The sequence below is a fragment of the Aquimarina sp. 2-A2 genome (genome assembly GCF_045505135.1).
GTDB lineage: Bacteria > Bacteroidota > Bacteroidia > Flavobacteriales > Flavobacteriaceae > Aquimarina > Aquimarina intermedia.
This window is the reverse complement of record NZ_JBJKFI010000006.1, coordinates 177,157-201,825: the sequence shown is the minus strand read 5'-3', so window position 1 is coordinate 201,825 and position 24,669 is coordinate 177,157. Positions and strand designations below refer to the sequence as shown.

The window sequence follows — 24,669 nt, the reverse complement described above, 5'->3', positions numbered from 1 at the left end:
TTTATTTAGTTTTAAAATATTTAAAAGGCACTACTAACATCCCAAAGCATTCGCCTTTATTTTTTCCTATGTTTTTATGATGCATTTTATGTGCACGTCTCACACCCTTAGCGTACCAGTGATTTACATTTCTGAATATTTTAAATCGTTGATGAATAAAAATGTCATGAACCGCGAAATAAGCTATGCCATAGGCTAAAATACCGAAGCCAATTGGTTGTCCTACCCAGAAGGTAGTATCGTCGTGTAACATAATGAATGACATACTTACAACTGCATAAAAGACAAAAAACAGGTCGTTTCTTTCCCACCAACTTTTATGTTTCTTATGATGATGATCTTTATGCAATACCCATAAGAATCCATGCATCACGTACTTATGCGTAAACCACGCCATAAACTCCATGATCAAAAAGGTGCCGAGGAAAACAAGAAGCCAGAGTAAAACTTGCATAAAAAATATTAAATAATTCTTAATCTATAATCTAAATAGGACTTGGCCAATAAACCAATTTTTTGATAATTAGAAACCCGTATTCTTTTGTTTTTAAGTTCTAAGGACGGTGTTGTTTTTAATTTTTGTAACAACTTTTTGTAATATATAAAAGCTGTGTATACTCCAAATTTAGCTTCTATAGGAAGTCTCAAAATACCTTTAAGGCCAAGCTCAAAATCGTTTTCGATGTCTTCTATTATCATAAGTTTGGAGTGTTCATCTAATTGATTTAAATCAGTGTCAGGAAAATAACTTCTGTTGAGACCTTCATAGTCAGCTTTAAGATCTCTTAAAAAATTCACCTTTTGAAAAGCTGAGCCTAGATGCATGGCACTCTCCTTCAGTTCATCATATATCAATATATCGCCTTTGACAAACACTTTTAGACACATGAGACCTACTACATCAGCAGAGCCATAGATATATTCCTTAAACTCTTCTCTTGTCAAATAATCACTCTTGTGCAGATCCAATCGCATGCTCTTCATAAATGCTTCGTAAAGCTCGGCCGGAATCGAATATTTATGAACTGTCTCCTGAAATGCATTTAAGATAGGGTTGAGACTTATTTTTTTATCAATAGCATCATACATCTGTCTTTCGAAATCATCAAAGAGCTCATTTTTATCATAAGCATGGAAGGTATCCACAATCTCATCAGCAAACCTTACAAAGCCATAAATGTTATAAATATCCTGACGAATTGTATCCGAAAGCATTTTTGACGCTAGTGAAAAAGAGGTGCTGTAGGAATTGGTAACTAATTTGCTACAGCCATGAGATACGTTGTCAAATATTGTTTTCATTTATTTTTAATTAAAATCTTATACTCTTAAGCTGTGTGGGCTTAAATCATTTCAGGTTCTTTTGTATCTATAGGTAGAAACTTTTGCATGAGCCCCGAAACTAACTTGCCAGATATAAGCGCTGGCGGAACCCCTGGTCCGGGAACGGTTAGCTGTCCGGTAAAAAATAAACCCTCCACTTTTTTACTTTTCAACTTAGGTCTTAGAAACGCAGTTTGAAGTAATGTGTTAGCCATACCATAAGCGTTACCCTTGTAAGAATTATATTGCTGTTTAAAATCGTTAACACAAAAGCTTTCTTTAAATATAATATTATTTTTTACGACTTGGTTGGTGATCTTTTCAAATCGCTCGATTATTCGGTTAAAATAGTCTTCTCGTATAGTAGCATTATCCTCAATTCCAGGAGCAATCGGAATCAAAAAAAATCCATTCTCACAATTCTTAGGTGCTGTTTCGGGATCGGTTACTGAAGTGAAATTGGCATAAAACAAAGGTTTGTCCGGCCATTTTGGATGATCATAGATTTCACGAGCATGGGTATCAAAATCTGTGTCAAAAAACAGGTTATGATGATCTATATTTTTTAGCTTTTTATCGAATCCAACATAAAATAGTAAAGAGGAAGGGGCAAAAGTTTTTTTCGCCCAGTAATTCTCAGAATATTGACGATATTTCTTGTCCAAAAGTGTTTCGGTGTGATGATAATCTGCACCGGATAAGACCATATCCGAAGGGATGAATTCACCTTGAGATAGTAAGCCTTTACAAACTCCATTTTCCACAACTATTTTATCAACATCGGTATTTGTTCTAATTTTTACTCCCAGAGATTCGGCAAGTACAGACATTCCCTTTATGACAGAAAACATTCCGCCTTTGGGCTGCCAGGTTCCCAAACCAAAATCCGCATAATTCATGAAATTGTAAAAAGAGGGGGTATCACTAGGTTTGGCACCCAGAAAAAGCACTGGGAATTCTAATATTTTTATTAAACGCTCATTCTTAAATTCTTTTTTTACATCCTTTGCGATTGTGCTAAAAAACTGTCCGATGCGTATGATAGTTTCCGGAGTAATAAGTTCTAAAGGAGATACTCCTGGGCGGTAAACTAAATTTTTTATTGCGATGTTATAATTTTCTTTGGCAGATGCGATAAATTTTGCCAGTTTCTTTGAACTTCCGGGTTCTTCTTTTTCAAAGGCATTGTATATTTTTTCTAAGGTGTCACCAATGGAGATGCTATCTTCTTTTCCGAAGTACACACGATAGGCGGGATCAAGTTTTGATACATGGTAAAAATCAGCAACCTGCTTATTGAAGTCGTTAAAAAAGCTCTCAAAAACATCCGGCATCCAATACCACGAAGGCCCCATATCAAATGTAAAACCCTCTTTTTTGAATTGTCTAGCCCTCCCCCCAATACCGTTATTTTTTTCAAAAATCGTAACATCGTACCCTGCTTTTGCAAGGTAACAAGCGGCAGATAAAGAAGAAAAGCCTGAACCTATGATATGAACTTTTTTGGACATAAATAGTTGTTATAATTGTTTTACGAGTGCTTCAATAGATTCAAAGTAGCGATGTGTTTTAGACTCACGATTAGTTATATGTTGTATCTGCTTTCCGAGCATCCAGAATTCTAGTTGTTTTTCAGAATTAATCATGGTATCAAATTGCTCTATATAACTCTGTACTGCATCTTTCTCTGGCTGAACAGTGAAATACGATAGAAACGTAACATCCGGATGTATGGTAATTAAGTGCTTCAAATCCTCCAAAGGGATACTAGCACCTAGATAGATGGTTTTGTATCCATGAGAAAGTAGCTCATAATTAACATACAGAATTCCCAAGTCATGGATTTCATTTTGTGGTAAGAATAAAACGAAGGTGCGCTTTTTTGTTGTAGCAACCGAGTGCTGTAATTGTTCAATAGATAAAGTTAGCTTCTGTTTTATTAAATGCGTTATAAAATGTTCATGAGAAGGAGTTATAGTACCGGTTTGCCATAAAAATCCAATTTCGGTGAGAAATGGTATAAATACTTCGTTAAAAATAGATTTGAAAGTTCTTTTCTCTTTCAGTTCGTTAAAAGTGGAATGAAAAAGAGCTACGTCAAAATTGAGCATAGCAATTTTAAAAGCATTTATGGCTTGACTCTTCGTGCTGTTTTCTGTAACTATACGTCTGGCATATTCATCAATCTCATTTTTTTGAAGTTTTGAGATTCGGGATATTTTATAACCACTGTTAACAAGATAAGTAACGTTTAGTAGTTTCTGTAAATTTGTTAAACTGTAAGTTCGTATATTAGTCTCAGTTCGCTCCGGGGTAAGAAGATTGTATCTTTTTTCCCAAATTCTAATGGTGTGTGCTTTTACCCCGCAAAGATTCTCGAGATCTTTAATGCTGAAATTTTGTTTTATGTTGTTCACTTTTTTAGAATAATCGTTAAACAAACTTAAGTAAAAGAATGGAAGGTTTTACGTGAGAGTTGTTAAATAAAAAATAAAATTCGAGTTTTAAGTACTTTTTGAACTGTGAAACTACTGTAAAGGAAAGATATACATCTAAGAAGAATAAATAATATAGTGCCCAGGATGGGAGTCGAACCCACACGCCCTAATGGACACATGGCCCTCAACCATGCCTGTCTACCAATTCCAGCACCTGGGCAAAATAGATGCTTCACAAAGCTACGTAAAAAAAAAGTATCGCAATTGCGATACTTAATTATACGGCTTGTATAAACCTAAAAAGTATCAATATACTTTTTAAAAGTGACCGGGCTGGGGCTCGAACCCAGGACCCTCTCCTTAAAAGGGAGATGCTCTACCAACTGAGCTACCAGGTCATTAAAATTATCATTCGATTCTTAAGAACATTTAAACAAATTTTTCCTTGTTTAAAAAAGTGACCGAGCTGGGGCTCGAACCCAGGACCCTCTCCTTAAAAGGGAGATGCTCTACCAACTGAGCTACTCGGTCATACACTCTTAATCCTCGAATGCGGGTGCAAATATACTATCATTAATTTATTTTTCAAGAAGAAATTCATTTAAATTTGTAAATAATTAAAATTCCCTGTTTTTACAGGGAGTAAGCATACTTAAAAATACAATATGAACATAGTATTAATCGGTTATATGGGGAGCGGTAAGTCTCTGATAGGTAAAAAATTATCGCAACGAACAGAGCGTCCTTTATTGGATTTGGATGTTTATATTGAGGAAAACGAAAAAAAATCAATTTCTTCTATTTTTTCTGAAAAAGGGGAGATTTATTTTAGAAAAAAGGAAACTTTCTATTTAAATCAACTTTTGAAAACGTCAAAAAATGCTATTATTTCTTTAGGCGGAGGTACACCATGTTTTGGTGAAAACATGAAATATATTCAAGAAGATCCTACGAGTAAAAGCTTCTACTTACAAACTTCTTTGGAAGTGTTAACCAATCGCCTTTTTAAAGCGCGAGAAAAAAGGCCAGTCATTGCTCATATAGAAGATAGAACGTTGTTACACGATTTTATAAGAAAACATTTATTTGAACGTTCCTTTTATTACAATCAGGCGGATTATAAAATCCATACCGATGAAAAAACAGCCGATGAAATCTCGTTAGAGATAGAAAGTTTACTATTCTAGAGTCACTACGTCCTGTGATCCAAAAGTAACTGCTACGTGCTCATGCAGAGAGGTGGATAAAGAAATACCCTTAAAGTCTGCTTTAACCGGATACTTTTTATGATTTCTATTCACAAGAACGGCAGTTTTAAAACGCTTTAGAGGCACCTCAAGAAAATGTTTTATACCATAAATCAAGGTTGTTCCCGAATTGAGTACGTCATCAACAAGCACCAAAGATTTATTTTGGTAAGTCGAAGCTGCTAACGAGGTTTGTATTGGTTGTTGCGGATCTTTTTTATCCACAACTACCTTACAAAGAGTTATTTGTAGGGGCGAAATGGTTTTTAAGACGATTGCCAGACGTTCTGCAAGTACATATCCGTTATCTGCAATCCCTGCAATTATAATCTCTTTTTCATCCACATTCGATTCATAAATTTGATACGCAATGCGTTTAACTTTATGCTGAATTTGAGTATGACTTAAAATAGTGTTGTTGACTGTGCTCATCAATGTTGAGATTTAATTTAAAATTATAAGTAAGCTGCTACTAGATAGTAAAGATAAAGAACAGTTCGTTACCTGCTCTTTCTGGAATCGAATTATAGCAGGGCTCTAGCGTTTTTATTCTCATTGTCTTTGCGAATATATTTTTGTATTCCTCTAGGGTGCCACCAAAGGGAGGGCCGGGTTTATCAAAAATTTTATTGAATAGAACTCCGGCAATTTTACCTCCGGGAACAATCAGTTCCTTCATTTTTGAAACATACAAATTACGAAGGGCTGGGTCTAAGGCACAAAAAAATGTTTGTTCCAAAATTAAATCAAACTGATCGATAAGTTTAAAAAAGTCCAAGGTGAGAAGTTGATCCTCGGGAAACTTCGGAACTCTTTTTTTAAACTGGGCGATGGCTGCGGTTGAATAATCCAAAACAAACACATTAGTAAAACCATTTTCTACCAAATATTCTGCTTCATAGGAATTGCCACATCCCGGAATTAAGATTTTTATTTTCTTATCATCAAGTTGATCAATGTAAGAAACCAGAGGGGTTGATGGATACCCGATGTCCCATCCTGTTTGGCTCTTTTTGTAACGTTCATTCCAATATGCAGGCGTTAACTTCATTCTTCTTCCTTATTAGCGTCTATATCCTTATCAGGCTCATCGAACCAGTCATCAATATCTCTTCTATCTTTTTTAGTGGGTCTACCACTTCCTTTTTTACGATAATAATCTTTTGTGTATTTTAAAAGATCCATTTTTTGCAACGTTTCTGCCGGAGTTATGTCTTTACGATACATATCAACAAGCTTAGCGCCAAGTCGACTTTTTGGTGTATCCAAAACTTGAAGTTCGTAGGTAATTTGATTTTTTCTAACAGTAATTTTGTCGTTAGGATAGACATCGCGAGAGGGTTTTATGGAATCTCCATTAACCTTAACCTTTCCGTCTTTACAAGCCTTGGTAGCAATACTTCTGGTTTTGAAATATCGAATACACCATAAATATTTGTCAACTCGCATAAAAGTGTATTATAATGCGTTTTTAATATAAAAAATCTTTAAGCAAAAGTACGAGAAAATTGTATCTTGCGCCATCAAAACAAAGAACATATGAGGATTACAAAATATACGATATTAGTAGGTACTTTATTGATCGCTCTTCAGGCGTGTAATAATGATGATGATGGAGGACAAGAAATTGCTCCGCCAAGAGACCGAGCGGAGCAGCAAATTGCAGAAGCAGCTATATTGAAATCGTATTTGGAAACACACTTCTTTGATACCATCCCTAATCCTGCAAACCCGGATTACAATATTGTAATTTTTGATACCATTGCCGGAGACAATAAGGACCGACAACCAATCAGTGAATCAACTCTTTTGCAAAGTAAAATCGTAAAATTCGAAGAGGTGGATTATACACTTTATCTTATAAATTTTAATAAAGGAGCCGAAAGTACTAGAAAACCTACGTTTGCGGACTCTACATTAGTTACATACAGTGGAGAATTATTGTACGATTTAAGTCCGGATGATGATAATAAGAATGATGGTAAGATATTCGATAGTACCGTAACTCCAATCTGGATGGATTTGGTTAGAGTTGTACCTGGCTTTAGACAGGCACTTACAGAATTTTCTGGCGCTTCAAGTGCTTCTGAGAATCCGGATGGAACCGTTAGTTTTTCTGACGATTATGGTAATTTAACGGCGATCATGCCTTCCGGACTTGGATATTATAGTTCGGGAACGACCAGTATACCAGCATATTCTCCTTTAATCTTCACTATGCAATTATACAAGATTAATGAATCTGATCACGATGCAGATGGCATTCCATCGTATATGGAGGATTTAGATAATGATCAGATAGTTATAGATAACGATGATAATACAGACGGTGATACTCTTGCTAATTACGCGGATAGAGATGATGATGGAGACGGGACATTAACTAAGGATGAAATTACAAGTATCGATGCCAATAATGATGGTTTTATCAGTAGCGACGAAATTACCTATTATGATGATGATGGTGACGGAATCCAAAATCATCTAGATAAGGATGATCGAAGCATAAAGAATTAAATGCAAACAAAAAACCCGATATTTTCAATTATATCAGGTTTTTTGTTTGATTCTGCTGTTTACCAAGGATGTTAAAAGTCCAAACCAAGACTTAAAATGAATTGATTGGGTCTTGAGTCAACACGTATGGTAGCTCCTGTATTTTCTTGAATTCCTTCTGCTTGATTTTCACTTAAACCGCGCTCATAACGAATATCTGCATTTAAGCGCCCTAACTGAATTCCAGCGCCAAATTGAAGGCCTACTGTAAATTCGTTTTCTACATCTTCAAGATCAATGTCTTCCAGATCTGTATCAACAATATATTGTAACGAAGGTCCTGCGAATACGTGCAGGGGGCCAAGAACCGTAATTCCAGCTAGAATTGGTGCATCAATTCTCTTTACTTTATAGTTCGATCTGCCAAACGATGTTTCGTAAGAACTGTTGTTTTGAGTATATAAGAATTCTGGTTTTAAATAGATGTTATCGGTAATATTTGCTCTGATGTAGGCACCTATATGATACCCAACTCGATCATCGGCATCTTCTGTGGCTATGTTTTCTCCAGCATTTGTAACATCTGAGAATTCAATCTCGCCATTATCCCCATAGTTTAACCCGGCTTTAATACCTAAATTAATTTTCTTGTCCTGCGCAAATCCTATCGTTGTGAGCGATAGCATTGCTAAAATGATTGCTTTTTTCATAAGATAAAACGTTTTAGAATAAATAAGTAAAATGAAAATGTGTTCAAAATTATAAACGTCCAGCTAAGAATTTTATTCTAAAGAAAATATTAAAAAAGCCTTCGGAAAAACTTTCCGAAGGCTCTGAATTTATAAGTAAAAGCTAAAATTTATTTACGCTTAACTACTTTTTTGACAGCTGAAACAATAGCGGCAGCATTTAGTCCATACTTTTCCATTAATTGTTCCGGGGTACCGCTTTCACCAAATGTATCTTTGGTTGCTACAAATTCCTGCGGAGTAGGATGTTTTTCTGCCAAGACACGAGCAATACTTTCTCCGAGTCCGCCTAAAAAATTATGTTCTTCTGCAGTTACCACACAACCGGTTTTTGCAACAGAATTGATAATTGCTTCGGCATCCAAAGGTTTGATTGTATGAATGTTTATAACCTCTGCACTTACTCCTTCTTGAGCAAGGGTTTCAGCCGCTAATAAAGCTTCCCACACCAAATGTCCTGTAGCAACTATGGTCACATCACTTCCTTCCTGAAGGTGTATTGCTTTTCCTATTTCAAAGGTTTGATCCTCTGGCGTGAAGTTAGCAACCTTTGGTCTTCCAAATCTTAAATAAACAGGACCATCATGGTCTGCAATAGCCAAGGTAGCAGCCTTGGTTTGATTATAGTCACAAGTATTAATTACTGTCATGCCCGGGAGCATTTTCATCAAACCGATATCCTCTAATATTTGATGGGTTGCTCCATCTTCACCTAAGGTAAGTCCGGCATGTGATGCACAAATTTTTACATTCTTGTTGCTGTAAGCAATCGATTGACGAATCTGATCATACACTCTACCTGTAGAGAAGTTCGCAAAAGTTCCGGTAAATGGGATTTTGCCCCCTATGGTCAGACCTGCAGCTATTCCCATCATATTAGCTTCTGCTATTCCTATCTGAAAAAAACGATCAGGATTGTCTGCTATAAAAGCATCCATTTTGAGAGATCCAATCAAATCTGCACATAGTGCGACTACATTTTCATTAGTTTTTCCAAGTGCTTCTAAACCAGCACCAAAACCAGAACGTGTGTCTTTTTTGCCGGTATCTATATATTTTTTCATGTTGTGTCTATTCAAAATACCAACAGTTACTGTTGGTATATAAAATTTGTTTTAATAATCTCCTAAAGTTTCAGGGTTTTGTGCGAGACCTAAAGCTAACTGCTCGTCATTAGGTGCTTTACCGTGCCAAGCATGGGTGTGCATCATAAAGTCTACTCCATTACCCATTACAGTATGTAGTAAAATACAAACGGGTTTCCCTTTACCGGTAAGACTTTTAGCTTCTTTAAGGCCCTCGAGCACATCAGCAATAGAATTTCCCTTTTTGATTTCCATCACGTCCCATCCAAAAGCTTCAAATTTAGCTTTTAAATCACCCATGGGTAAAACGTTGTCAGTAGCACCATCAATTTGCTGCCCGTTCAAATCAACTGTCGAAATTAGATTATCTACTTTGTTACCTGCAGCATACATTGCAGCTTCCCAAATTTGACCTTCTTGTAGTTCACCATCTCCGTGAAGACTATACACAAGTTTATCGTCATCATTAAGTTTTTTAGCTAGCGCTGCACCAATGGCAACAGACATTCCCTGACCTAAGGATCCCGAAGCAATTCTAATGCCGGGTAATCCTTCATGAGTAGTAGGGTGTCCCTGTAGTCTGCTATTGATTAATCTAAAGGTGTTAAGTTCGTCTACAGGAAAATAACCGCTGCGTGCGAGCACGCTATAAAATACCGGTGAAATATGACCGTTTGAAAGAAAAAATAAATCTTCTCCAATACCGTCCATATCAAAACCGTCTTTACGATCAAGAATTTCCTGATAGAGTGCTACAAAAAATTCAGCGCAACCCAAGGATCCTCCCGGATGTCCTGAGTTTACCTTGTGAACTTGACGCAAGATATCCCTGCGTACTTGAGTTACAAAATCTTCTAATTGTTGTGTTTTTGGCATTATGCTGCTTATTATCTTAATAATGAAAGGTCAAAAATAGTTGATTTGTAGAGGGTGGCAAAATGTCTAAGCAGCTTTTAATTAAGATATTCTTGTTAATAACAATCTGGGTGTAATGATGCTATCCAATATGTACTAAGTTTTGCTTTAGTCTTAAACTTGATATATTGTACAGCTATTTAATGGTAATACTTATCTTTGCCGACGACGAAAAAGAAATTATGCAATTTGAACTTTTATCAAAGGACGCTCAAAGTAGCGCCAGAGCAGGAAAAGTAACCACAGATCACGGAGTAATTGAAACTCCTATATTTATGCCTGTAGGAACTGTAGGAACAGTGAAAGGTGTACATCAAAGAGAATTAAAAAATGATATAAATCCGGACATAATCTTAGGTAATACCTATCATCTATATTTGAGACCTCAAACCAAGATCCTGGAACAGGCGGGAGGGTTGCATAAGTTTATGAATTGGGATCGAAGTATCTTAACAGATAGCGGAGGGTATCAGGTATATTCGCTTTCTGCAAACAGAAAAATTAAAGAAGAAGGGGTTAAGTTTAAATCCCATATCGATGGCTCTTTTCATTTTTTTAGCCCGGAAAGCGTTATGGAAATACAGCGTACAATAGGTGCTGATATTATCATGGCATTTGATGAGTGTACACCATATCCTTGCGATTATCGATATGCAAAGCGTAGCATGCATATGACACATCGATGGTTGGATCGTTGTATTAATCATTTAGAGAAAGTGCCAACTAAGTATGGGTATGATCAAACACTATTTCCAATAGTGCAAGGAAGCACGTATAAAGATTTACGTATGCAATCTGCAGAATATATTGCAAACGCCGGCGCACAAGGGAATGCTATTGGCGGACTGTCCGTAGGGGAACCTGCAGAGGAAATGTATGCTATGACCGAAGTGGTTACTGATATTTTACCTGAGGATAAGCCTCGTTATTTGATGGGAGTGGGAACACCTATTAATATTTTAGAAAATATTGCCTTGGGAGTGGATATGTTTGATTGTGTTATGCCTACAAGAAATGCACGTAACGGAATGCTGTTTACTGCTCATGGAACAATCAATATTAAAAACAAAAAATGGGAAGATGATTTCTCTCCTATTGATGAGATGGGAATCACCTTTGTGGATACAGAATATTCTAAAGCATATTTAAAGCATTTATTTACTGTTAACGAATTGCTAGGGAAACAGATTGCTACAATTCATAATTTAGGTTTTTATATGTGGTTGGTTCGTGAGGCAAGAAAACATATCTTAGCCGGAGACTTTAGAACATGGAAAGAGCAAATGGTTAAACAAATGGATAAAAGACTGTAAGTGAAAATACTGGATTGGTATATATTAAAACGCTATTTGGGGACCTTCTTCACAATGATCCTATTGTTTATTCCAATAGGTATTATTGTAGATTTATCCGAAAAGATTGATAATATGCTTGAACACAGTGTCCCGCTAGATGCTGTAATAGCCTATTACCTAGATTTTACTGTGTATTTTGCGAATCTGTTATTTCCATTGTTCGTTTTTCTATCAGTAATTTGGTTTACCTCCAAACTTGCTAATAAAACCGAAATTATTGCATTTTTAAGTTCAGGTGTTTCTTTTTGGCGATTTTTACGTCCTTATATGATTGGTGCGATAATCATTTGTATTGGAGCATTGGCGATGGGATTATTTCTGGCGCCTAATGCAAGTCAAGGTTTCAATGAATTTAAATACTCCTATTTAAAAAAGAATAAAAAGGTTCAGGAAACCAGTAATGTCTATCGACAAATAAATGATAGCGTGTTTTTATATGCTAATGATTTTAGACCCTTGGATAAATCCGCAACTAATTTTACGTTGGAATATTTTGATGGTAATAAGTTGAAAACTAAAATTTCTGCACGTAAGATTACATATAATGTAACTGATAGTATTTATGAGCTTCGTGATTATGTAAAAAGAGAAGTGAAAGAGAACCAGGATATTATTGAAAAATTACCTATCAAAGACACCATCTTACCTTTTAATATTGACGAGTTTACTCCCGTAACCTATGTCGCAGAAACACTGGATTATTTAGAACTAAGAAAATTTATAGAAAAAGAGAGCAAGCGAGGCTCTTCTGATATTAATCGCTATAAAGTGGTGGCTTATAAAAGGTGGAGTATACCTATCTCCGCATTTATTCTCACAATTATAGGGGTAGCGGTTTCTTCAATGAAACGAAGAGGCGGGATGGGAGTTAATCTAGCAGTGGGAATTTCCTTAGCCTTCCTATTTATTTTTATTGATAAAGTATTGGGAACTATGGCAAATCAGTCCGATTTCCCTCCCTTAGTTGCAGTCTGGTTCCCCAATGTTTCTTTTGGATTGTTAGCAATTTATCTTTTATATAATGCCAAACGTTAAGCTTCAAAATTATTTACACTTACATCTTATTGTATTTGTATGGGGGTTTACTGCTATTTTAGGAGAGTTGATTTCAATTGAGGCACTGCCATTAGTTTGGTATAGAATGCTTTTGGCTTCCGGATTTATTCTGGTGTTTATTTATTTCAGAAAAATCAAATTAAAAGTTTCCAATAAATTACTCTTACTTTTGATAGCGGCCGGTGGCGTGATAGCACTGCATTGGATCACGTTTTTTGCAGCTATCAAGGTGTCTAATGTTTCTATAACACTCGCACTATTATCTACCGGTGCTTTTTTTACTTCTGTATTAGAACCGATTTTTTATAAAAGAAAGGTAATCTGGTATGAGCTACTGTTTGGGATGTTGGTGATTGTTGGATTATACATTATTTTTAATGTAGAAGGAGATTATTTTTTAGGAATAGTCTATGCATTATGTTCGGCATTTTTATCATCCGTTTTTTCTTTAATTAATGGAAAGATTGCTCAAAAATACGATCCTTCTATGATTTCTTTCTATGAATTGTTGAGCGGAGTAGGAATTATTACTGTATATTTATTAGGTGTAACACTATATACTGGCGGTATGAACGGTTTTACAATTCAGTTTTTCAATTTATCCCTTTCAGACTGGATGTATATGTTGTTATTAGCATCTGTGTGTACTGCATATGCATTCATAGGTTCGGTTAAAGTAATGCAATATCTAAGTCCTTATACGGTGATGTTAACTATAAATATGGAACCTGTGTACGGAATTTTTTTGGCATTCTTGATTTTTGGAGAGTCAGAACAAATGAGTCCATCGTTTTATTATGGAGCATTAATTATAATAAGTACTGTAATTTTGAACGGTATTTTCAAAAATTTCAAAAAAAATAAAAAGACAAAGGTCATCGTATAACTTTCTCAAGTAAAGTTTTATATTTGTCGGCTAACCCTAGTAAATAAAAATATATTCTTATTATGGAATATTTAGATTTTGAGCTTCCTATTAAAGAGCTAGAAGAACAGTTTAACAGAGCTTGCGCGATAGGTCAGGAGAGTGAGGTTGATGTTACAGATACCTGTAAACAGATTGAAAAAAAACTCAACGAAACTAAAAAGGAGATATATAAAAATCTTACAGCTTGGCAACGAGTTCAGCTGTCAAGACACCCATCCAGACCCTATACGTTAGATTATATTAAAGCGATATGTGGGGATTCTTTTTTAGAACTTCACGGCGATCGTAATGTAAAAGATGATAAAGCTATGATCGGGGGACTTGGTAAGGTAGGCGATCAAACCTTCATGTTTGTCGGTCAGCAAAAGGGCTATAACACAAAAACCAGACAGTACCGTAATTTTGGAATGGCTAATCCAGAAGGGTATCGTAAAGCGCTTCGTTTAATGAAAAGCGCAGAAAAATTTAATATCCCTGTAGTTTGTTTTGTCGATACTCCCGGCGCATACCCTGGATTAGAAGCAGAAGAGCGTGGTCAAGGAGAAGCGATTGCACGTAATATTCTTGAAATGACACGTCTGAAAGTACCGATTTCTGTTATCATAATAGGAGAAGGTGCCAGTGGTGGAGCATTAGGTATTGGGGTAGGTGATAAAGTAATGATGTTGGAGAATACATGGTATTCGGTAATTTCACCAGAATCTTGCTCATCTATTCTTTGGCGTAGTTGGGAATACAAAGAACAGGCAGCCGAAGCTCTTAAGCTTACCGCTACTGATATGAAAAAGCAAAAACTGATCGACGAGATTATCAAAGAGCCTCTTGGAGGTGCGCATAGTAATCGAGAAAAAATGTTTGAAACGGTTCAAGAAAAAATATATAGCTCTTATATGGAGCTTAAAAACTTATCACCAGAAGATTTGGTAAAAAAGCGTATGGATAAATATGCTGATATGGGAGTCTTCAAAGGGTAAGTACTAAAAAACCACTTACTAACTAAATCTGAAGTTTGTAACTTCAGATTTTTTTATGCTTATTAACAATAAAAACAAGTTATCAACAGTTCAATTGTTTATGAACAGTTAACAATCCCAACCAGGGATTTTGCTTGTCTCTTTACAATTTGTTTACATTCGTAGCTATGGAAAAAGTACAACAATCTCAACAAAAAAATTACGGAAGGGGAAACGTAATTTCGCTTGAAAAAGGAAAAATACCTCCGCAAGCAATTGATTTAGAGGAAGTTGTTTTGGGGGCGATGATGATTGATAAAAAAGGTGTTGATGAAATTATCGATATTCTCAATCCGGATGTTTTCTATCGGGAATCACATCAATATATTTTTGAAGCTATATTTAAACTCTTCGAAAACTCCGAACCTATTGACTTATTAACGGTTTCGAGCCAATTAAAGAAAGATGGAAAATTAGAAATAGCCGGTGGAGACTACTATTTAGTTCAGTTAACCCAAAAAGTATCTTCTTCTGCCCATATCGAGTTTCATGCGCGAATTATTTTACAAAAATATATTCAGCGTAGTTTAATTAAAATTTCTAATGAGATTATTGAGGAATCGTATGACGAATCAACCGATGTCTTTGATCTGTTAGATATGGCCGAATCACGTTTATATGAAGTTACTCAAGGTAATATTAAACGTTCTACAGAAACTGCGCAAAATCTTGTTATTCAGGCCAAGAAAAAAATTCAGGAAATTTCAAATAAAGAAGGACTTAGTGGGGTGCCCTCAGGGTTTGATAAACTCGACCGGTTAACTTCAGGGTGGCAGCCCAGTGATTTAATTATTGTAGCAGCGCGTCCAGGTATGGGTAAAACAGCGTTGACCCTCTCTATGGCGCGTAATATGGCGGTGGGTCAAGGGATTCCTGTGGCCTTCTTTTCTTTAGAGATGTCATCAGTACAATTGATTACGCGATTGATCTCTTCTGAAACAGGACTTTCTTCAGAAAAGCTCAGAACTGGTAAATTAGAGAAACATGAATGGGAACAGCTCAATGTTAAAGTAAAGGATTTAGAAAAAGCACCTTTATTTATTGATGATACACCTTCGCTTTCAATTTTTGATCTACGTGCTAAAGCAAGACGTCTAAGCTCGCAGCATGGTATTCGTATGATCGTTATCGATTATTTGCAACTGATGACTGCAGGAGGAACTGGTAAAAACGGAAACCGTGAACAGGAAATCTCTACAATATCAAGAAACTTAAAAGCGCTGGCAAAAGAATTAAATGTACCGGTAATTGCTTTATCACAGTTATCGCGTGCTGTAGAAACTCGTGGAGGAAGTAAACGACCTCTTTTAAGTGACTTGAGGGAGTCCGGAGCAATTGAGCAGGATGCAGATATCGTATCGTTTATTTATCGTCCCGAATATTATAAAATTGATGAATGGGATGATGAAGAACGTTCTCCGACACAAGGGCAGGGTGAATTTATCGTAGCTAAGCACCGTAACGGTGGTCTGGAAAACATAAGGTTAAAATTTATCGGGCATCTGGGTAAATTTGATAACTTAGATGACTTTGGCACTCCTTTTGAATTTCATTCTAAAATGAATGATGGTAAAGAAGAGGAAGATCCTTTTAGCACAGGACATTTACCTAGTGCAGAGGAAGCTTTCGGGAGTAGCATAAATGAAGCTAATGAAGATGACGATATTCCATTCTAAAATAAATAGAAGTAATAAAGAGCCTGTGCTTTCCTTTCTTTCTAAAGGAAAGTATGGCTTTTTGTTTTTTATACTATTTTTTTGTTTTCAACTCTCTAATGCCTCCTATATTTTAATTCCGATGGATGCTGAAGGTCAGCAAAATCATCTAAAAGCTTATGGTATTACCTATTGGACATTGAGCAAGGATTTGAAGGTGAAGTGGTTACTTAATTACAGAGGGGGATCTTTTTTATTGCCCAACACTGAACTTATCAAAAAAGAATGTGTTATTCGAGGAATATCTTTTGAAATACTGGATGAGGGAGAAACAGCGTCAATTTTGGCTAGCATTAGCAGCCCCTCGCAAAACATGGAAGCCGTTATATTAGAGAAAGCACCAAAAATTGCGGTTTATTCTCCAAAAGGAAATCAGCCTTGGGATGATGCTGTAACAATGGTGTTGACATATGCAGAGATACCTTATGAAACGATTTATGATAAGGAAGTTTTAGAGGATAACTTGATTCTGTATGATTGGTTGCATTTGCACCATGAAGATTTTACAGGACAGTACGGAAAGTTTTATGCTACATATCGGGCTACACCTTGGTATATAAAAGAGAAGAAACAAGCAGAAGCTTTGGCAAAATCCTTGGGTTATGATAAAGTTTCGGATGAAAAACTCGCTGTAGCGCTGAAAATAAGAGATTATGTTGTTGGTGGTGGATTTATGTTTGCCATGTGCAGTGCAACCGATAGTTTTGAGATAGCCTTATCTGCAGAGCATGTAGATATTTGTGAACCTATGTTTGACGGTGATCCAAGTGATCCCGGATATCAATCAAAAATAGACTATTCTAAAACGTTTGCTTTTAAGAATTTTACATTAGAGCGGAGTCCCAATATTTATGAATTTTCCTCCATTGATATGACAAGAAAGAGGCAAGTTTCTAAGACCACTGATTATTTTACACTCATGGATTTTTCTGCAAAATGGGATCCTATTCCTACGATGTTATGTCAAAATCATACAGCTTTGGTCAAAGGGTTTATGGGACAAACCACAGCGTATGATCCACAGGAGATTAAATCAAATGTTTTGATTTTAGGTGAGAACAAAGCAAATGGAGAGGCTAGGTATATCCACGGAATTAAAGGAAAAGGTTTTTTTACGTTTTATGGAGGACACGATCCGGAAGATTATCAGCATAGAGTAGGCGATCCAAAGACGGAGCTAGAATTACATCCTAATTCTCCCGGGTATCGACTGATACTCAATAATGTATTATTCCCTGCTGCAAAGAAGAAAAAACAAAAAACTTAATTATTTAACCACGAGTGCGCGCTGTGCCTATTATTTTTTTCATAAAAATGATAGGGTATTTTAGTGAATTGACAAATTTGATAAATTCCTTCACTCTATTTTTATCAAATTCTCAGAAGATTACGAAGAATTTTGTTGAGACAGACATTTGTCTGTATGCTTCCAAATAATTATTTCATAATTTTAATGGCTTAACAAACAGGTCTACTGTAGCTATAAAAATAAGTGTGAAATGATGTCCGAACTAAAGACAAATAAGAGAATTTTAATGGGACCCGGCCCGTCAGATGTACATCCCAAAGTACTACAAGCTATGGCTACACCACTTATTGGTCATCTCGATCCTCAATTTGTGCAATTGATGGATGAGGTGAAACAGATGGTGCAACAGACGTTCATGACTAAAAATGAGTTGTCTTTTGTGGTATCTGCTCCCGGCTCAGCGGGAATGGAAACGTGTTTTGTCAACTTATTGGAACCAGGAGACGAGGTAATTATTTGTGTTAATGGGGTTTTTGGGGGTAGAATGGTTGCTATTGCTGAACGGTGTGGTGCAATAGTCCATAAAGTTGAATCTCCATGGGGATCTATAATTACCGAGGATCAGGTAAAAAATGCCTTAGAAAAATGTAAGAAACCTAAATTGTTAGCGCTCGTACATGCTGAAACCTCTACCGGAGTCTTACAACCGCTTCAAGAGATTAGTAAGCTGGTTCATAATGCAGGAGCTTTGTTGGTGGTAGATGCTGTAACTTCGTATTGCGGAATGCCGCTTAAAGTAGATGAATGGAATATTGATGCTGTGTATACAGGTACCCAAAAATGTTTAAGTGCACCCCCCGGTTTATCTCCAATTAGTTTTTCTAAAGCAGCGGTAAACGTATTAGAAAACAGAAAAACGCCGGTGCAAAGTTGGTTTATGGATCTTAATCTTGTAAAGGATTATTGGAGCGGATCTAAACGAGCATATCACCATACAGCTCCCGTTTCTTCAATATTTGCATTACACCAAGCACTAAGGCTTGTTTTGGAAGAAGGGTTAGAAAAGCGCTATAAAAGGCATCAAATTGTTCATAAAGTATTAGTCTCAAAACTGGAAGGACTGGGATTCAGATTTTTAGTTGATCCATCGTATCGATTGCCAAATTTGAATTCTGTTTTTTTACCGGAAGGAAATGAAGAAGGTGTTATACGTAAAAAGCTGTTGGATACTTACAACATTGAAGTTGGTGGAGGGTTAGGCGCTTTTGCCGGAAAAATATGGCGAATCGGTATTATGGGTGAAAGTTGCACGCTTAATCATGTTAATATTTTGGTTGGTGCATTAGAAGATATGAAAGAGTTTAAACATTAAAATTATCATATAAATACATAAAAAAAATGCTCTTACAACAACGTAAGAGCATTTTTCAGTTATTCTATAGTTTACAACTAGTGTCCATATTTGTTACTATAACGCTTATAAAGGGTTGTTTGATGAGTTTCCAAACTAATATCTCTTCCTTGAATGTAAGCTTTTTCCAGTTGATTGGTCCTCATATCCAGAGCATCCCCTTTACTGATGAACAGCGTAGCATCTTTTCCAACAGCGATCGTTCCCATGGTATCTTCAATTCCAAGTATTTTGGCATTATTTTCAGTAATTAATTGCAGTGCTTTTTCTTTATCCAATCCATGAGCTACTACAGTTCCCGCCTGGAAAGGTAAGTTTCTGGCATTAGCACGCTCCATTTGTCCGCTGTTCTGTAAACCGACTAATACGCCCATCTCCACTAGGTTTTTTGCATTTTTATAAGGTAGATCATAATCATCATCCTCATTTTTGGGAATAGAATGGGTTCTGGTAAGCAATACGGGGATATTGTTGTCTTTCAATGTTGTTCCAACTTTGTAGGCTTCATCACCCCCTACAATTACCATCGATTTGATATTATTTTTTTTAGCAAAAGCGATTGCTTCAAGAATAGCCTTTTCATGGTGTACGTGAATAAACACTCTTTGAGATCCTTCGAGAACACCTTGCATGGATTGATACGGCAGGTGCTTTGAAGGAGTTTCAGAAGTTGCAAGTGCTTTTGACTGATCAAAAAATGCTTGTAATTCGGTCATTTGTTCATCGTATTTCTTGTTGGGTTTGTACCCAGGCTCCTCTCCAAGCCACCATCGTCCTCTTGAATATAAATCCGGCCAGTTAATATGCATCCCATCATCTGCTTTTATGACAGCATCCTCCCAATTCCAGGCGTCAAGTTGAACGATGGATGAAGTACCGGATATGCGTCCACCGCGAGGGGTTACCTGAGCTACCAGTACACCATTTGGTCGCATACTTTCTACTATTTTACTTTCGGCATTATAGGCGATAAGACTACGAATATGGGGGTTGTACTCACCAATTTCACTGATATCGTTAGTCGCTCTTACCGCTCCAATCTCTACTAACCCCAAAGTTGTATTGGGAGCAATAAAGCCGGGATATACATGCTTATTGGAAGCGTCAATAGTTGTTCCTTTGATATTATCAGAAACATTCTCACCAACATAGGTGATTTTTCCATTTTCAAAGACGATCAGACTGTTTTCTATAATTTTTCCATTACCGAGGTGCGCGGTGGCTCCTTGAATAGATATTGATTCTGATTGCTTATTTGCCGGAGTTTGTTGCGCCTTGACAGCACAACTCAGCAAGAAGCATACTATGTAAATTTTAATATTTTTCATTTGTTACTAGTTGTAGTTTTTTACTTGTCAGTTACGCTCGATTCTAATTATACCTACATATTAGAACCGCTTATAATAACCCACTTTGCAAATTCTTACCCGCAATGTCTAAAAAGGGTAATTAATATATAAGAATTAGTTCTAGTGAATTGTTTCAATCGTTTCACATTCCAGTCGCTGTTTTTCCTTTTTCTTAGCAACCTGGGTTTTTAATCCTTTGTTTTTTTCTGCGATCATGAGTGCGGCTAATCTGTTTTTTTCAGTGGCAATTGCGGCACGTTGCTTCTTATCTTGTTCCAGGTCGAAATAAACTGCGCCTTCGATGATAGTTTTTTCAGCTTTAGCATACACAGATAGGGGGTGTTCGGTCCAAAGGACAAGATCTGCATCTTTACCTACTTTTATACTGCCCACGCGATTATCTATGTGCAGTAACTTGGCAGGATTTAGGGTCACAAATTTCCATGCATCTTCTTCGCTAATACCTCCGTACTTAACAGATTTTGCAGCTTCCTGATTTAATCTTCTTGACATTTCTGCATCATCACTATTGATAGCGACGGTAACTCCTTCATTGTGCATAATCGCTGCGTTGTAAGGAATTGCATCATTTACTTCAAATTTATATGCCCACCAGTCAGAGAACGTTGAACCACCTACACCATGTTTAGCCATCTTGTCTGCAACTTTATAGCCCTCAAGAATATGCGTAAAAGTGTTAATTCTGAAATCAAATTTTTCAGCTACCTTCATTAGCATATTAATCTCGCTTTGCACGTAGGAATGGCAACTAATGAAACGTTCTCCATTAAGGATTTCTGCTAATGTTTCCATTTCTAAATCTTTACGATAGGGCAGGCCGGCTTTTTTCTTAGCGTCATAGTTTTTAGCTCTTGAAAAATAATCCATATATAATTGCTCAACCCCCATTCGTGATTGCGGAAAACGACTACGACTTCCCCAATTACTTTGCTTTACATTTTCTCCTAGTGCAAATTTTATAAACTTTGGAGTGGCATCATAGATCATATTTTCGGCAGTTTCTCCCCATTTTAATTTAATAATTGCAGAACGCCCTCCAATAGGATTAGCAGATCCGTGTAAAATTTGAATAGAGGTTACACCCCCGGCTAGATTGCGATAGATGTCTATATCATCTGGTTGAACAACATCTTCTATGGTTACTTCTGCAGATGAGTTGTGCCCGGCTTCATTGATTGCGGCCGCTGCAATATGGCTGTGTTCGTCTATAATGCCTGCGGTCAAATGTTTTCCTGTTCCGTCGATAGAAACAGCATTATTCGCTTTAAGGTTTTTGCCTATGGCAGCAATTTTTCCATCTTTCACCAAGACATCTGTAGCCTCCAGGATTCGATCGGTTTCATTTGTCCATACCGTTGCATTTTTGATAAGAAGTGTTTGCTGTTGAGGAAGCCTAGTATTTCCAAACGCAATATTAGGATAGGTAATCGGTGAGGTAAAAGAACGCTCAATTGATTTTGATGCTTCTTCCTTTTTCTTAGACTCTTTAGCAGTTTCTTGATTTTTAACCATACTGAATTTAGAAATAGAACCAGTAGGTTGAATGGCCTTTGTGTTTTCAAATACACCATCAGAGGACACTCTTGCTGTAAGTCTGGTAAAGTTAGTCGAAGTAGTATCGGTATCAGCCAACACAAGAGTCAACCAATTGTCTTTATAAGATACAGTATTTTTTATACTCAGTGTATCCAATTTGACAGCAGCTTTTGGTGCATTTGGCTTGCCTGTGAGTGCTACATTGTATTTCGTAGTTCCGACTGTTAAGGTATAGTTCCCTGTAAGATCAACAATATTCATAGGATTGACCACATGTTTTTTTCCCAATACCCAATTCTCATAGATAACTGTCTTGTCAGAAAACAGTTCACCATCAGTTATCAAAAAATTGGCATAAGCATCTTTTTTAAGAATACCTAATTCATTTTCTTTTCCTAGAAGTTTGGCTGGCACAGTGGTTAATGCAGCAAGCGCATCGGTTGGTTGTAAACCATTGCTGATAGCCTTTTGAATTTGATCTTTAAACGAAGCAATTTTCTTCAATTTGTACGTAGTGATCGAAAATGGCACCTTATTTTTTGCCAGAATACCGGGGTTGGAGGGAGCTTGGTTCCAATAGCGCATATCTCCTAAACTTAACAAAGAAGTTAGATAGGGATCTGTGGCATCATAGGGTTCTGGAAAATTGATCGGTATTATGTAAGTAGCATTTGTGTTTTTCACCTCATTAATTCGTTCATATTCGTCTCCTCCACCTAGCAGTGTGTATTGAATATTGAACTGATCTCCGATTTTATCAGCTCTCAAACTATTGATTCTGCTACCGGCCTCAAAGATTTGTGGTAAGCTGTTGTTTTTTTGAAGCGCTTCTAGCGATAAATCTTTTGAATCAGCCATTCCTTTAGCATACCAGTCAGCATCCAGATACATTTGTCTAAGGAGCGCCATGGCTCCCATTAAGGAGGTAGGATACGCTTGTTTGCTTAGCTTGCTTTTTTCGAAAGAAAAAAATTGAGCTGAGGTATCATCTAAAAGACGTTCATTATTTTTCTTGGTAGCACTTAATGCAATGAGCATCCCCGTACCTCTTGCAATACCGTCTGCAAAATGGGTTTGCAAGACCCCAAAACCTTGGTCAAGGTAGGTCTTGGCTTTGGTAGCATCATAATTAAACGAAGTTAAAACATTAGTTTCTGGTCGTATATGATCGTTCCAGTAATATCCTTCTCGAGATGCATCGTATTGAGGTTCTTGATTTCTATTTCCATTATCTTTCGATTTTGGCAGGGTCACACCAAAATGAGTATATAGGTCGATAAAGGATGGATAGATGTGTTTTCCTTTCAAGTCTATAATAACGCTATTTTCCGGAAGTGCAAATTTTGATCCCACTTGAAGAATTTTATTGTTTTGAATGGCAATCATCCCATTCTTTACAATATTTTTGGCATCTGTATGAATTGTAGCATTAGTGAATACGGTGACGGTCGTATTTTTAGTTTTTACCCCGTCATTAACCGGAAAATAATCCTGGCTATAACTAGAAACAACCCATAGAAACAGGAGTAGTGTAGTTGTTAAATTTTTCATGAAATTTTATTAAAGAAATAAGATGATCTAAAGATAAAAGTTGATCAAAGAAGGGTTGCTTTATTAAGAAAATTTTAACAAAGACTACAAAAAGTGTGCTGATGGAAAAGTTGACAAATACTTATTTCAAATAATTAACCAGGAGGGCAACCATATAATTATAAGATTCCATTCCGTTAGGTTGGTTATTAATTTTTAGATACTGGTCATAGGTGCTCTTAAAATAAGGTTCAATAGGATTTTGATACGATTCCCAAAAAGCGTTGATTTCACGATAATTTTCTCGTATTCCAGGTCTTAATTCATCTGCCAGGCACATCGCTATTTGTTCATCACGTTTATAGAGATCATTTAAGCAAAATTTAAGTGCAAAGGTAAGTCCGCTATACTTGAAATACGGGTTTTTATCGTGTATGGTAATAATTGCTGCAATAAAATTGGCTTCATTCTCTTTGGCGTAGCCTGCTTGATGTGCTTGTTCGTGGCAACTTGTAGTAGGTGCTCTATAGTTTAAAATGTAGCTATTGACTTGAGCCTCGTTGGTAACCGGATTGAGATATCCGCTAAATCCCATATACGTTAAGGGTAAACTGATTAATGAATTTTTGATACTTTGAGGATATAATTTCAGACTGGGGAAATCTATACTTGCCTGTTCGTAGGTTTTTTTAGTAATATCAAAGATATCCTCTTTCGTATAAGGAGAATTAATTGGCAATGAATCGTTCGGTTCTAATTGTTCATGAATAGCATTGGCTTTTTTAATAAGTACTTCAGTCACTGAGATTAATTCTTGTTGCGTATACTGATCGTCAAGATGTAAGGTTTTATACAAGGGCACTCTGTAATAATTCATCCCCCAAAGAAGATGAAAACAAGCATATAGTATTGAGCAGGTAGCACCTGTATCCCAAGCTATCGTTTTCCAAGCTGGTTTTCTTTTAATGATATTGAGATAGCTATAGCGCAGCAAAAATATGATCAAAATTATGTAAGCAATATCCCCAAAAGAAAAAGGCAACCATCCAAAAGTATACCGCAATCCACGAGAGATATATACATAGATACCAGTACTGTAATATTCTTCAATGAACTCAGGAAACAAAGAAAGCAATTGAATGCCTATGATTTGTATGGGAAGTAAAATGGTAAGTAGTATTTTTGTTCTCGATTGCATGTGGTAAAGATAGGAGGTAAAATCAAAAAATCCTTACATTGCGTGCTAGGATTAA

The 24,669-nt window shown here is 36.4% G+C and carries 22 protein-coding genes and 3 tRNA genes; 9 read left to right on the top strand and 16 right to left on the bottom strand.

All coding sequences use genetic code 11. The annotated features are described in order from the left end of the window. Position 1 precedes the first annotated feature (1 nt). The 7 genes from ACJRPK_RS14530 to ACJRPK_RS14500 form a co-directional block, all read right to left on the bottom strand. The gene (locus ACJRPK_RS14530; protein WP_407141014.1) at positions 2-454 is read right to left on the bottom strand and encodes a beta-carotene hydroxylase; all 453 of its coding nucleotides are present in this window, start codon (positions 452-454) and stop codon (positions 2-4) included. A gap of 8 nt (positions 455-462) precedes the next feature. Next, positions 463-1,302, bottom strand: a complete 840-nt coding sequence (locus tag ACJRPK_RS14525) for a phytoene/squalene synthase family protein (protein WP_407141012.1) — start codon at positions 1,300-1,302, stop codon at positions 463-465. Between the two features lie 41 nt (positions 1,303-1,343). Next, complete coding sequence (locus ACJRPK_RS14520) at positions 1,344-2,834, bottom strand: phytoene desaturase family protein (protein WP_407141010.1); 1,491 nt, start codon at positions 2,832-2,834, stop codon at positions 1,344-1,346. Between the two features lie 9 nt (positions 2,835-2,843). Then, a complete protein-coding gene (locus tag ACJRPK_RS14515; protein WP_407141008.1) occupies positions 2,844-3,740 on the bottom strand; it encodes a MerR family transcriptional regulator in 897 nt (298 codons plus the stop codon). A 157-nt stretch (positions 3,741-3,897) separates the two neighbouring features. Next, positions 3,898-3,981 (bottom strand) — tRNA-Leu (locus ACJRPK_RS14510). A gap of 105 nt (positions 3,982-4,086) precedes the next feature. Further along, positions 4,087-4,159: transfer RNA gene (locus ACJRPK_RS14505), tRNA-Lys, on the bottom strand. 60 nt (positions 4,160-4,219) lie between these two features. Continuing rightward, positions 4,220-4,292, bottom strand: a tRNA-Lys gene (locus ACJRPK_RS14500). 134 nt (positions 4,293-4,426) lie between these two features. Between ACJRPK_RS14500 and ACJRPK_RS14495 the strand changes: the two genes are divergently transcribed. After that, positions 4,427-4,948 carry a shikimate kinase gene (locus tag ACJRPK_RS14495; RefSeq protein ID WP_407141006.1) on the top strand — a complete coding sequence of 174 codons (522 nt, stop codon included), beginning with the start codon at positions 4,427-4,429 and terminating at the stop codon, positions 4,946-4,948. On the opposite strand, the gene ACJRPK_RS14490 is transcribed toward ACJRPK_RS14495, so the two are convergent. From ACJRPK_RS14490 to ACJRPK_RS14480, 3 genes are read right to left on the bottom strand one after another with little or no spacing between them, the layout of a single operon-like run. Continuing rightward, complete coding sequence (locus ACJRPK_RS14490) at positions 4,940-5,440, bottom strand: phosphoribosyltransferase domain-containing protein (RefSeq protein ID WP_407141004.1); 501 nt, start codon at positions 5,438-5,440, stop codon at positions 4,940-4,942. The two genes, ACJRPK_RS14495 and ACJRPK_RS14490, sit on opposite strands and share 9 nt — an antisense overlap. Before the next feature lie 40 nt (positions 5,441-5,480). Continuing rightward, positions 5,481-6,059, bottom strand: coding sequence for a methyltransferase domain-containing protein (locus ACJRPK_RS14485; RefSeq protein ID WP_407141003.1), 579 nt, complete (start codon positions 6,057-6,059; stop codon positions 5,481-5,483). After that, entirely contained in the window at positions 6,056-6,457 is a 402-nt protein-coding gene (locus ACJRPK_RS14480; protein ID WP_407141001.1) for an RNA-binding S4 domain-containing protein, read from the bottom strand. Before ACJRPK_RS14480 ends, ACJRPK_RS14485 begins: the two co-directional genes overlap by 4 nt. A 90-nt stretch (positions 6,458-6,547) precedes the next feature. Between ACJRPK_RS14480 and ACJRPK_RS14475 the strand changes: the two genes are divergently transcribed. After that, on the top strand, positions 6,548-7,525 hold the full coding sequence (locus ACJRPK_RS14475; RefSeq protein ID WP_407140999.1) for an FKBP-type peptidyl-prolyl cis-trans isomerase: 978 nt from the start codon (positions 6,548-6,550) through the stop codon (positions 7,523-7,525). Between the two features lie 71 nt (positions 7,526-7,596). Here ACJRPK_RS14475 and ACJRPK_RS14470 read toward each other — a convergent pair whose 3' ends face one another. The 3 genes from ACJRPK_RS14470 to ACJRPK_RS14460 all read right to left on the bottom strand — a co-directional run bounded on the left by ACJRPK_RS14470 (position 7,597) and on the right by ACJRPK_RS14460 (position 10,214). Beyond that, positions 7,597-8,214 (bottom strand): porin family protein, encoded by a 618-nt coding sequence (locus ACJRPK_RS14470; protein WP_407140997.1) that lies wholly within the window; start codon positions 8,212-8,214, stop codon positions 7,597-7,599. Positions 8,215-8,363: 149 nt separating this feature from the next. After that, positions 8,364-9,317 (bottom strand): transketolase family protein, encoded by a 954-nt coding sequence (locus ACJRPK_RS14465; protein ID WP_407140996.1) that lies wholly within the window; start codon positions 9,315-9,317, stop codon positions 8,364-8,366. Positions 9,318-9,368: 51 nt separating this feature from the next. Then, complete coding sequence (locus ACJRPK_RS14460; protein ID WP_407140994.1) at positions 9,369-10,214, bottom strand: transketolase; 846 nt, start codon at positions 10,212-10,214, stop codon at positions 9,369-9,371. A gap of 221 nt (positions 10,215-10,435) precedes the next feature. Here ACJRPK_RS14460 and tgt point away from each other — a divergent pair, with 221 nt between their 5' ends. The 7 genes from tgt to ACJRPK_RS14425 all read left to right on the top strand — a co-directional run bounded on the left by tgt (position 10,436) and on the right by ACJRPK_RS14425 (position 18,941). After that, on the top strand, positions 10,436-11,566 hold the full coding sequence (gene tgt / locus ACJRPK_RS14455) for a tRNA guanosine(34) transglycosylase Tgt (protein ID WP_148783002.1): 1,131 nt from the start codon (positions 10,436-10,438) through the stop codon (positions 11,564-11,566). After that, complete coding sequence (locus ACJRPK_RS14450; protein WP_407140993.1) at positions 11,567-12,643, top strand: LptF/LptG family permease; 1,077 nt, start codon at positions 11,567-11,569, stop codon at positions 12,641-12,643. Then, positions 12,630-13,550, top strand: a complete 921-nt coding sequence (locus ACJRPK_RS14445) for a DMT family transporter (protein ID WP_407140992.1) — start codon at positions 12,630-12,632, stop codon at positions 13,548-13,550. The genes ACJRPK_RS14450 and ACJRPK_RS14445 overlap by 14 nt, the downstream gene beginning before the upstream one ends. Positions 13,551-13,612: 62 nt before the next feature. Further along, complete coding sequence (locus tag ACJRPK_RS14440) at positions 13,613-14,566, top strand: acetyl-CoA carboxylase carboxyltransferase subunit alpha (protein WP_407140991.1); 954 nt, start codon at positions 13,613-13,615, stop codon at positions 14,564-14,566. 167 nt (positions 14,567-14,733) lie between these two features. Continuing rightward, complete coding sequence (gene dnaB / locus ACJRPK_RS14435; RefSeq protein ID WP_407140990.1) at positions 14,734-16,281, top strand: replicative DNA helicase; 1,548 nt, start codon at positions 14,734-14,736, stop codon at positions 16,279-16,281. After that, complete coding sequence (locus ACJRPK_RS14430; RefSeq protein ID WP_407140989.1) at positions 16,256-17,587, top strand: asparagine synthetase B; 1,332 nt, start codon at positions 16,256-16,258, stop codon at positions 17,585-17,587. Before dnaB ends, ACJRPK_RS14430 begins: the two co-directional genes overlap by 26 nt. Before the next feature lie 232 nt (positions 17,588-17,819). Further along, on the top strand, positions 17,820-18,941 hold the full coding sequence (locus ACJRPK_RS14425) for a pyridoxal-phosphate-dependent aminotransferase family protein (RefSeq protein ID WP_407140987.1): 1,122 nt from the start codon (positions 17,820-17,822) through the stop codon (positions 18,939-18,941). A 77-nt stretch (positions 18,942-19,018) separates the two neighbouring features. On the opposite strand, the gene ACJRPK_RS14420 is transcribed toward ACJRPK_RS14425, so the two are convergent. From ACJRPK_RS14420 to ACJRPK_RS14410, 3 genes are all read right to left on the bottom strand, one after another. Next, positions 19,019-20,308 carry an amidohydrolase family protein gene (locus tag ACJRPK_RS14420; RefSeq protein ID WP_407140986.1) on the bottom strand — a complete coding sequence of 430 codons (1,290 nt, stop codon included), beginning with the start codon at positions 20,306-20,308 and terminating at the stop codon, positions 19,019-19,021. Positions 20,309-20,449: 141 nt separating this feature from the next. Further along, positions 20,450-23,437, bottom strand: a complete 2,988-nt coding sequence (locus ACJRPK_RS14415; RefSeq protein ID WP_407140985.1) for an amidohydrolase family protein — start codon at positions 23,435-23,437, stop codon at positions 20,450-20,452. Positions 23,438-23,558: 121 nt separating this feature from the next. Continuing rightward, positions 23,559-24,614, bottom strand: coding sequence for a DUF3810 domain-containing protein (locus tag ACJRPK_RS14410; protein ID WP_407140983.1), 1,056 nt, complete (start codon positions 24,612-24,614; stop codon positions 23,559-23,561). Positions 24,615-24,669: the final 55 nt, after the last annotated feature.

What these genes read in the sequence shown, in the direction of transcription:
- ACJRPK_RS14530 (WP_407141014.1), bottom strand. Translation starts at nt 454, where the DNA reads ATGCAAGTTTTACTCTGGCTTCTTGTTTTCCTCGGCACCTTTTTGATC.
- ACJRPK_RS14525 (WP_407141012.1), bottom strand. Translation starts at nt 1,302, where the DNA reads ATGAAAACAATATTTGACAACGTATCTCATGGCTGTAGCAAATTAGTT.
- ACJRPK_RS14520 (WP_407141010.1), bottom strand. Translation starts at nt 2,834, where the DNA reads ATGTCCAAAAAAGTTCATATCATAGGTTCAGGCTTTTCTTCTTTATCT.
- ACJRPK_RS14495 (WP_407141006.1), top strand. Translation starts at nt 4,427, where the DNA reads ATGAACATAGTATTAATCGGTTATATGGGGAGCGGTAAGTCTCTGATA.
- ACJRPK_RS14490 (WP_407141004.1), bottom strand. Translation starts at nt 5,440, where the DNA reads ATGAGCACAGTCAACAACACTATTTTAAGTCATACTCAAATTCAGCAT.
- ACJRPK_RS14485 (WP_407141003.1), bottom strand. Translation starts at nt 6,059, where the DNA reads ATGAAGTTAACGCCTGCATATTGGAATGAACGTTACAAAAAGAGCCAA.
- ACJRPK_RS14480 (WP_407141001.1), bottom strand. Translation starts at nt 6,457, where the DNA reads ATGCGAGTTGACAAATATTTATGGTGTATTCGATATTTCAAAACCAGA.
- ACJRPK_RS14475 (WP_407140999.1), top strand. Translation starts at nt 6,548, where the DNA reads ATGAGGATTACAAAATATACGATATTAGTAGGTACTTTATTGATCGCT.
- ACJRPK_RS14470 (WP_407140997.1), bottom strand. Translation starts at nt 8,214, where the DNA reads ATGAAAAAAGCAATCATTTTAGCAATGCTATCGCTCACAACGATAGGA.
- ACJRPK_RS14465 (WP_407140996.1), bottom strand. Translation starts at nt 9,317, where the DNA reads ATGAAAAAATATATAGATACCGGCAAAAAAGACACACGTTCTGGTTTT.
- ACJRPK_RS14460 (WP_407140994.1), bottom strand. Translation starts at nt 10,214, where the DNA reads ATGCCAAAAACACAACAATTAGAAGATTTTGTAACTCAAGTACGCAGG.
- tgt (WP_148783002.1), top strand. Translation starts at nt 10,436, where the DNA reads ATGCAATTTGAACTTTTATCAAAGGACGCTCAAAGTAGCGCCAGAGCA.
- ACJRPK_RS14445 (WP_407140992.1), top strand. Translation starts at nt 12,630, where the DNA reads ATGCCAAACGTTAAGCTTCAAAATTATTTACACTTACATCTTATTGTA.
- ACJRPK_RS14440 (WP_407140991.1), top strand. Translation starts at nt 13,613, where the DNA reads ATGGAATATTTAGATTTTGAGCTTCCTATTAAAGAGCTAGAAGAACAG.
- dnaB (WP_407140990.1), top strand. Translation starts at nt 14,734, where the DNA reads ATGGAAAAAGTACAACAATCTCAACAAAAAAATTACGGAAGGGGAAAC.
- ACJRPK_RS14430 (WP_407140989.1), top strand. Translation starts at nt 16,256, where the DNA reads ATGAAGATGACGATATTCCATTCTAAAATAAATAGAAGTAATAAAGAG.
- ACJRPK_RS14425 (WP_407140987.1), top strand. Translation starts at nt 17,820, where the DNA reads ATGATGTCCGAACTAAAGACAAATAAGAGAATTTTAATGGGACCCGGC.
- ACJRPK_RS14420 (WP_407140986.1), bottom strand. Translation starts at nt 20,308, where the DNA reads ATGAAAAATATTAAAATTTACATAGTATGCTTCTTGCTGAGTTGTGCT.
- ACJRPK_RS14415 (WP_407140985.1), bottom strand. Translation starts at nt 23,437, where the DNA reads ATGAAAAATTTAACAACTACACTACTCCTGTTTCTATGGGTTGTTTCT.
- ACJRPK_RS14410 (WP_407140983.1), bottom strand. Translation starts at nt 24,614, where the DNA reads ATGCAATCGAGAACAAAAATACTACTTACCATTTTACTTCCCATACAA.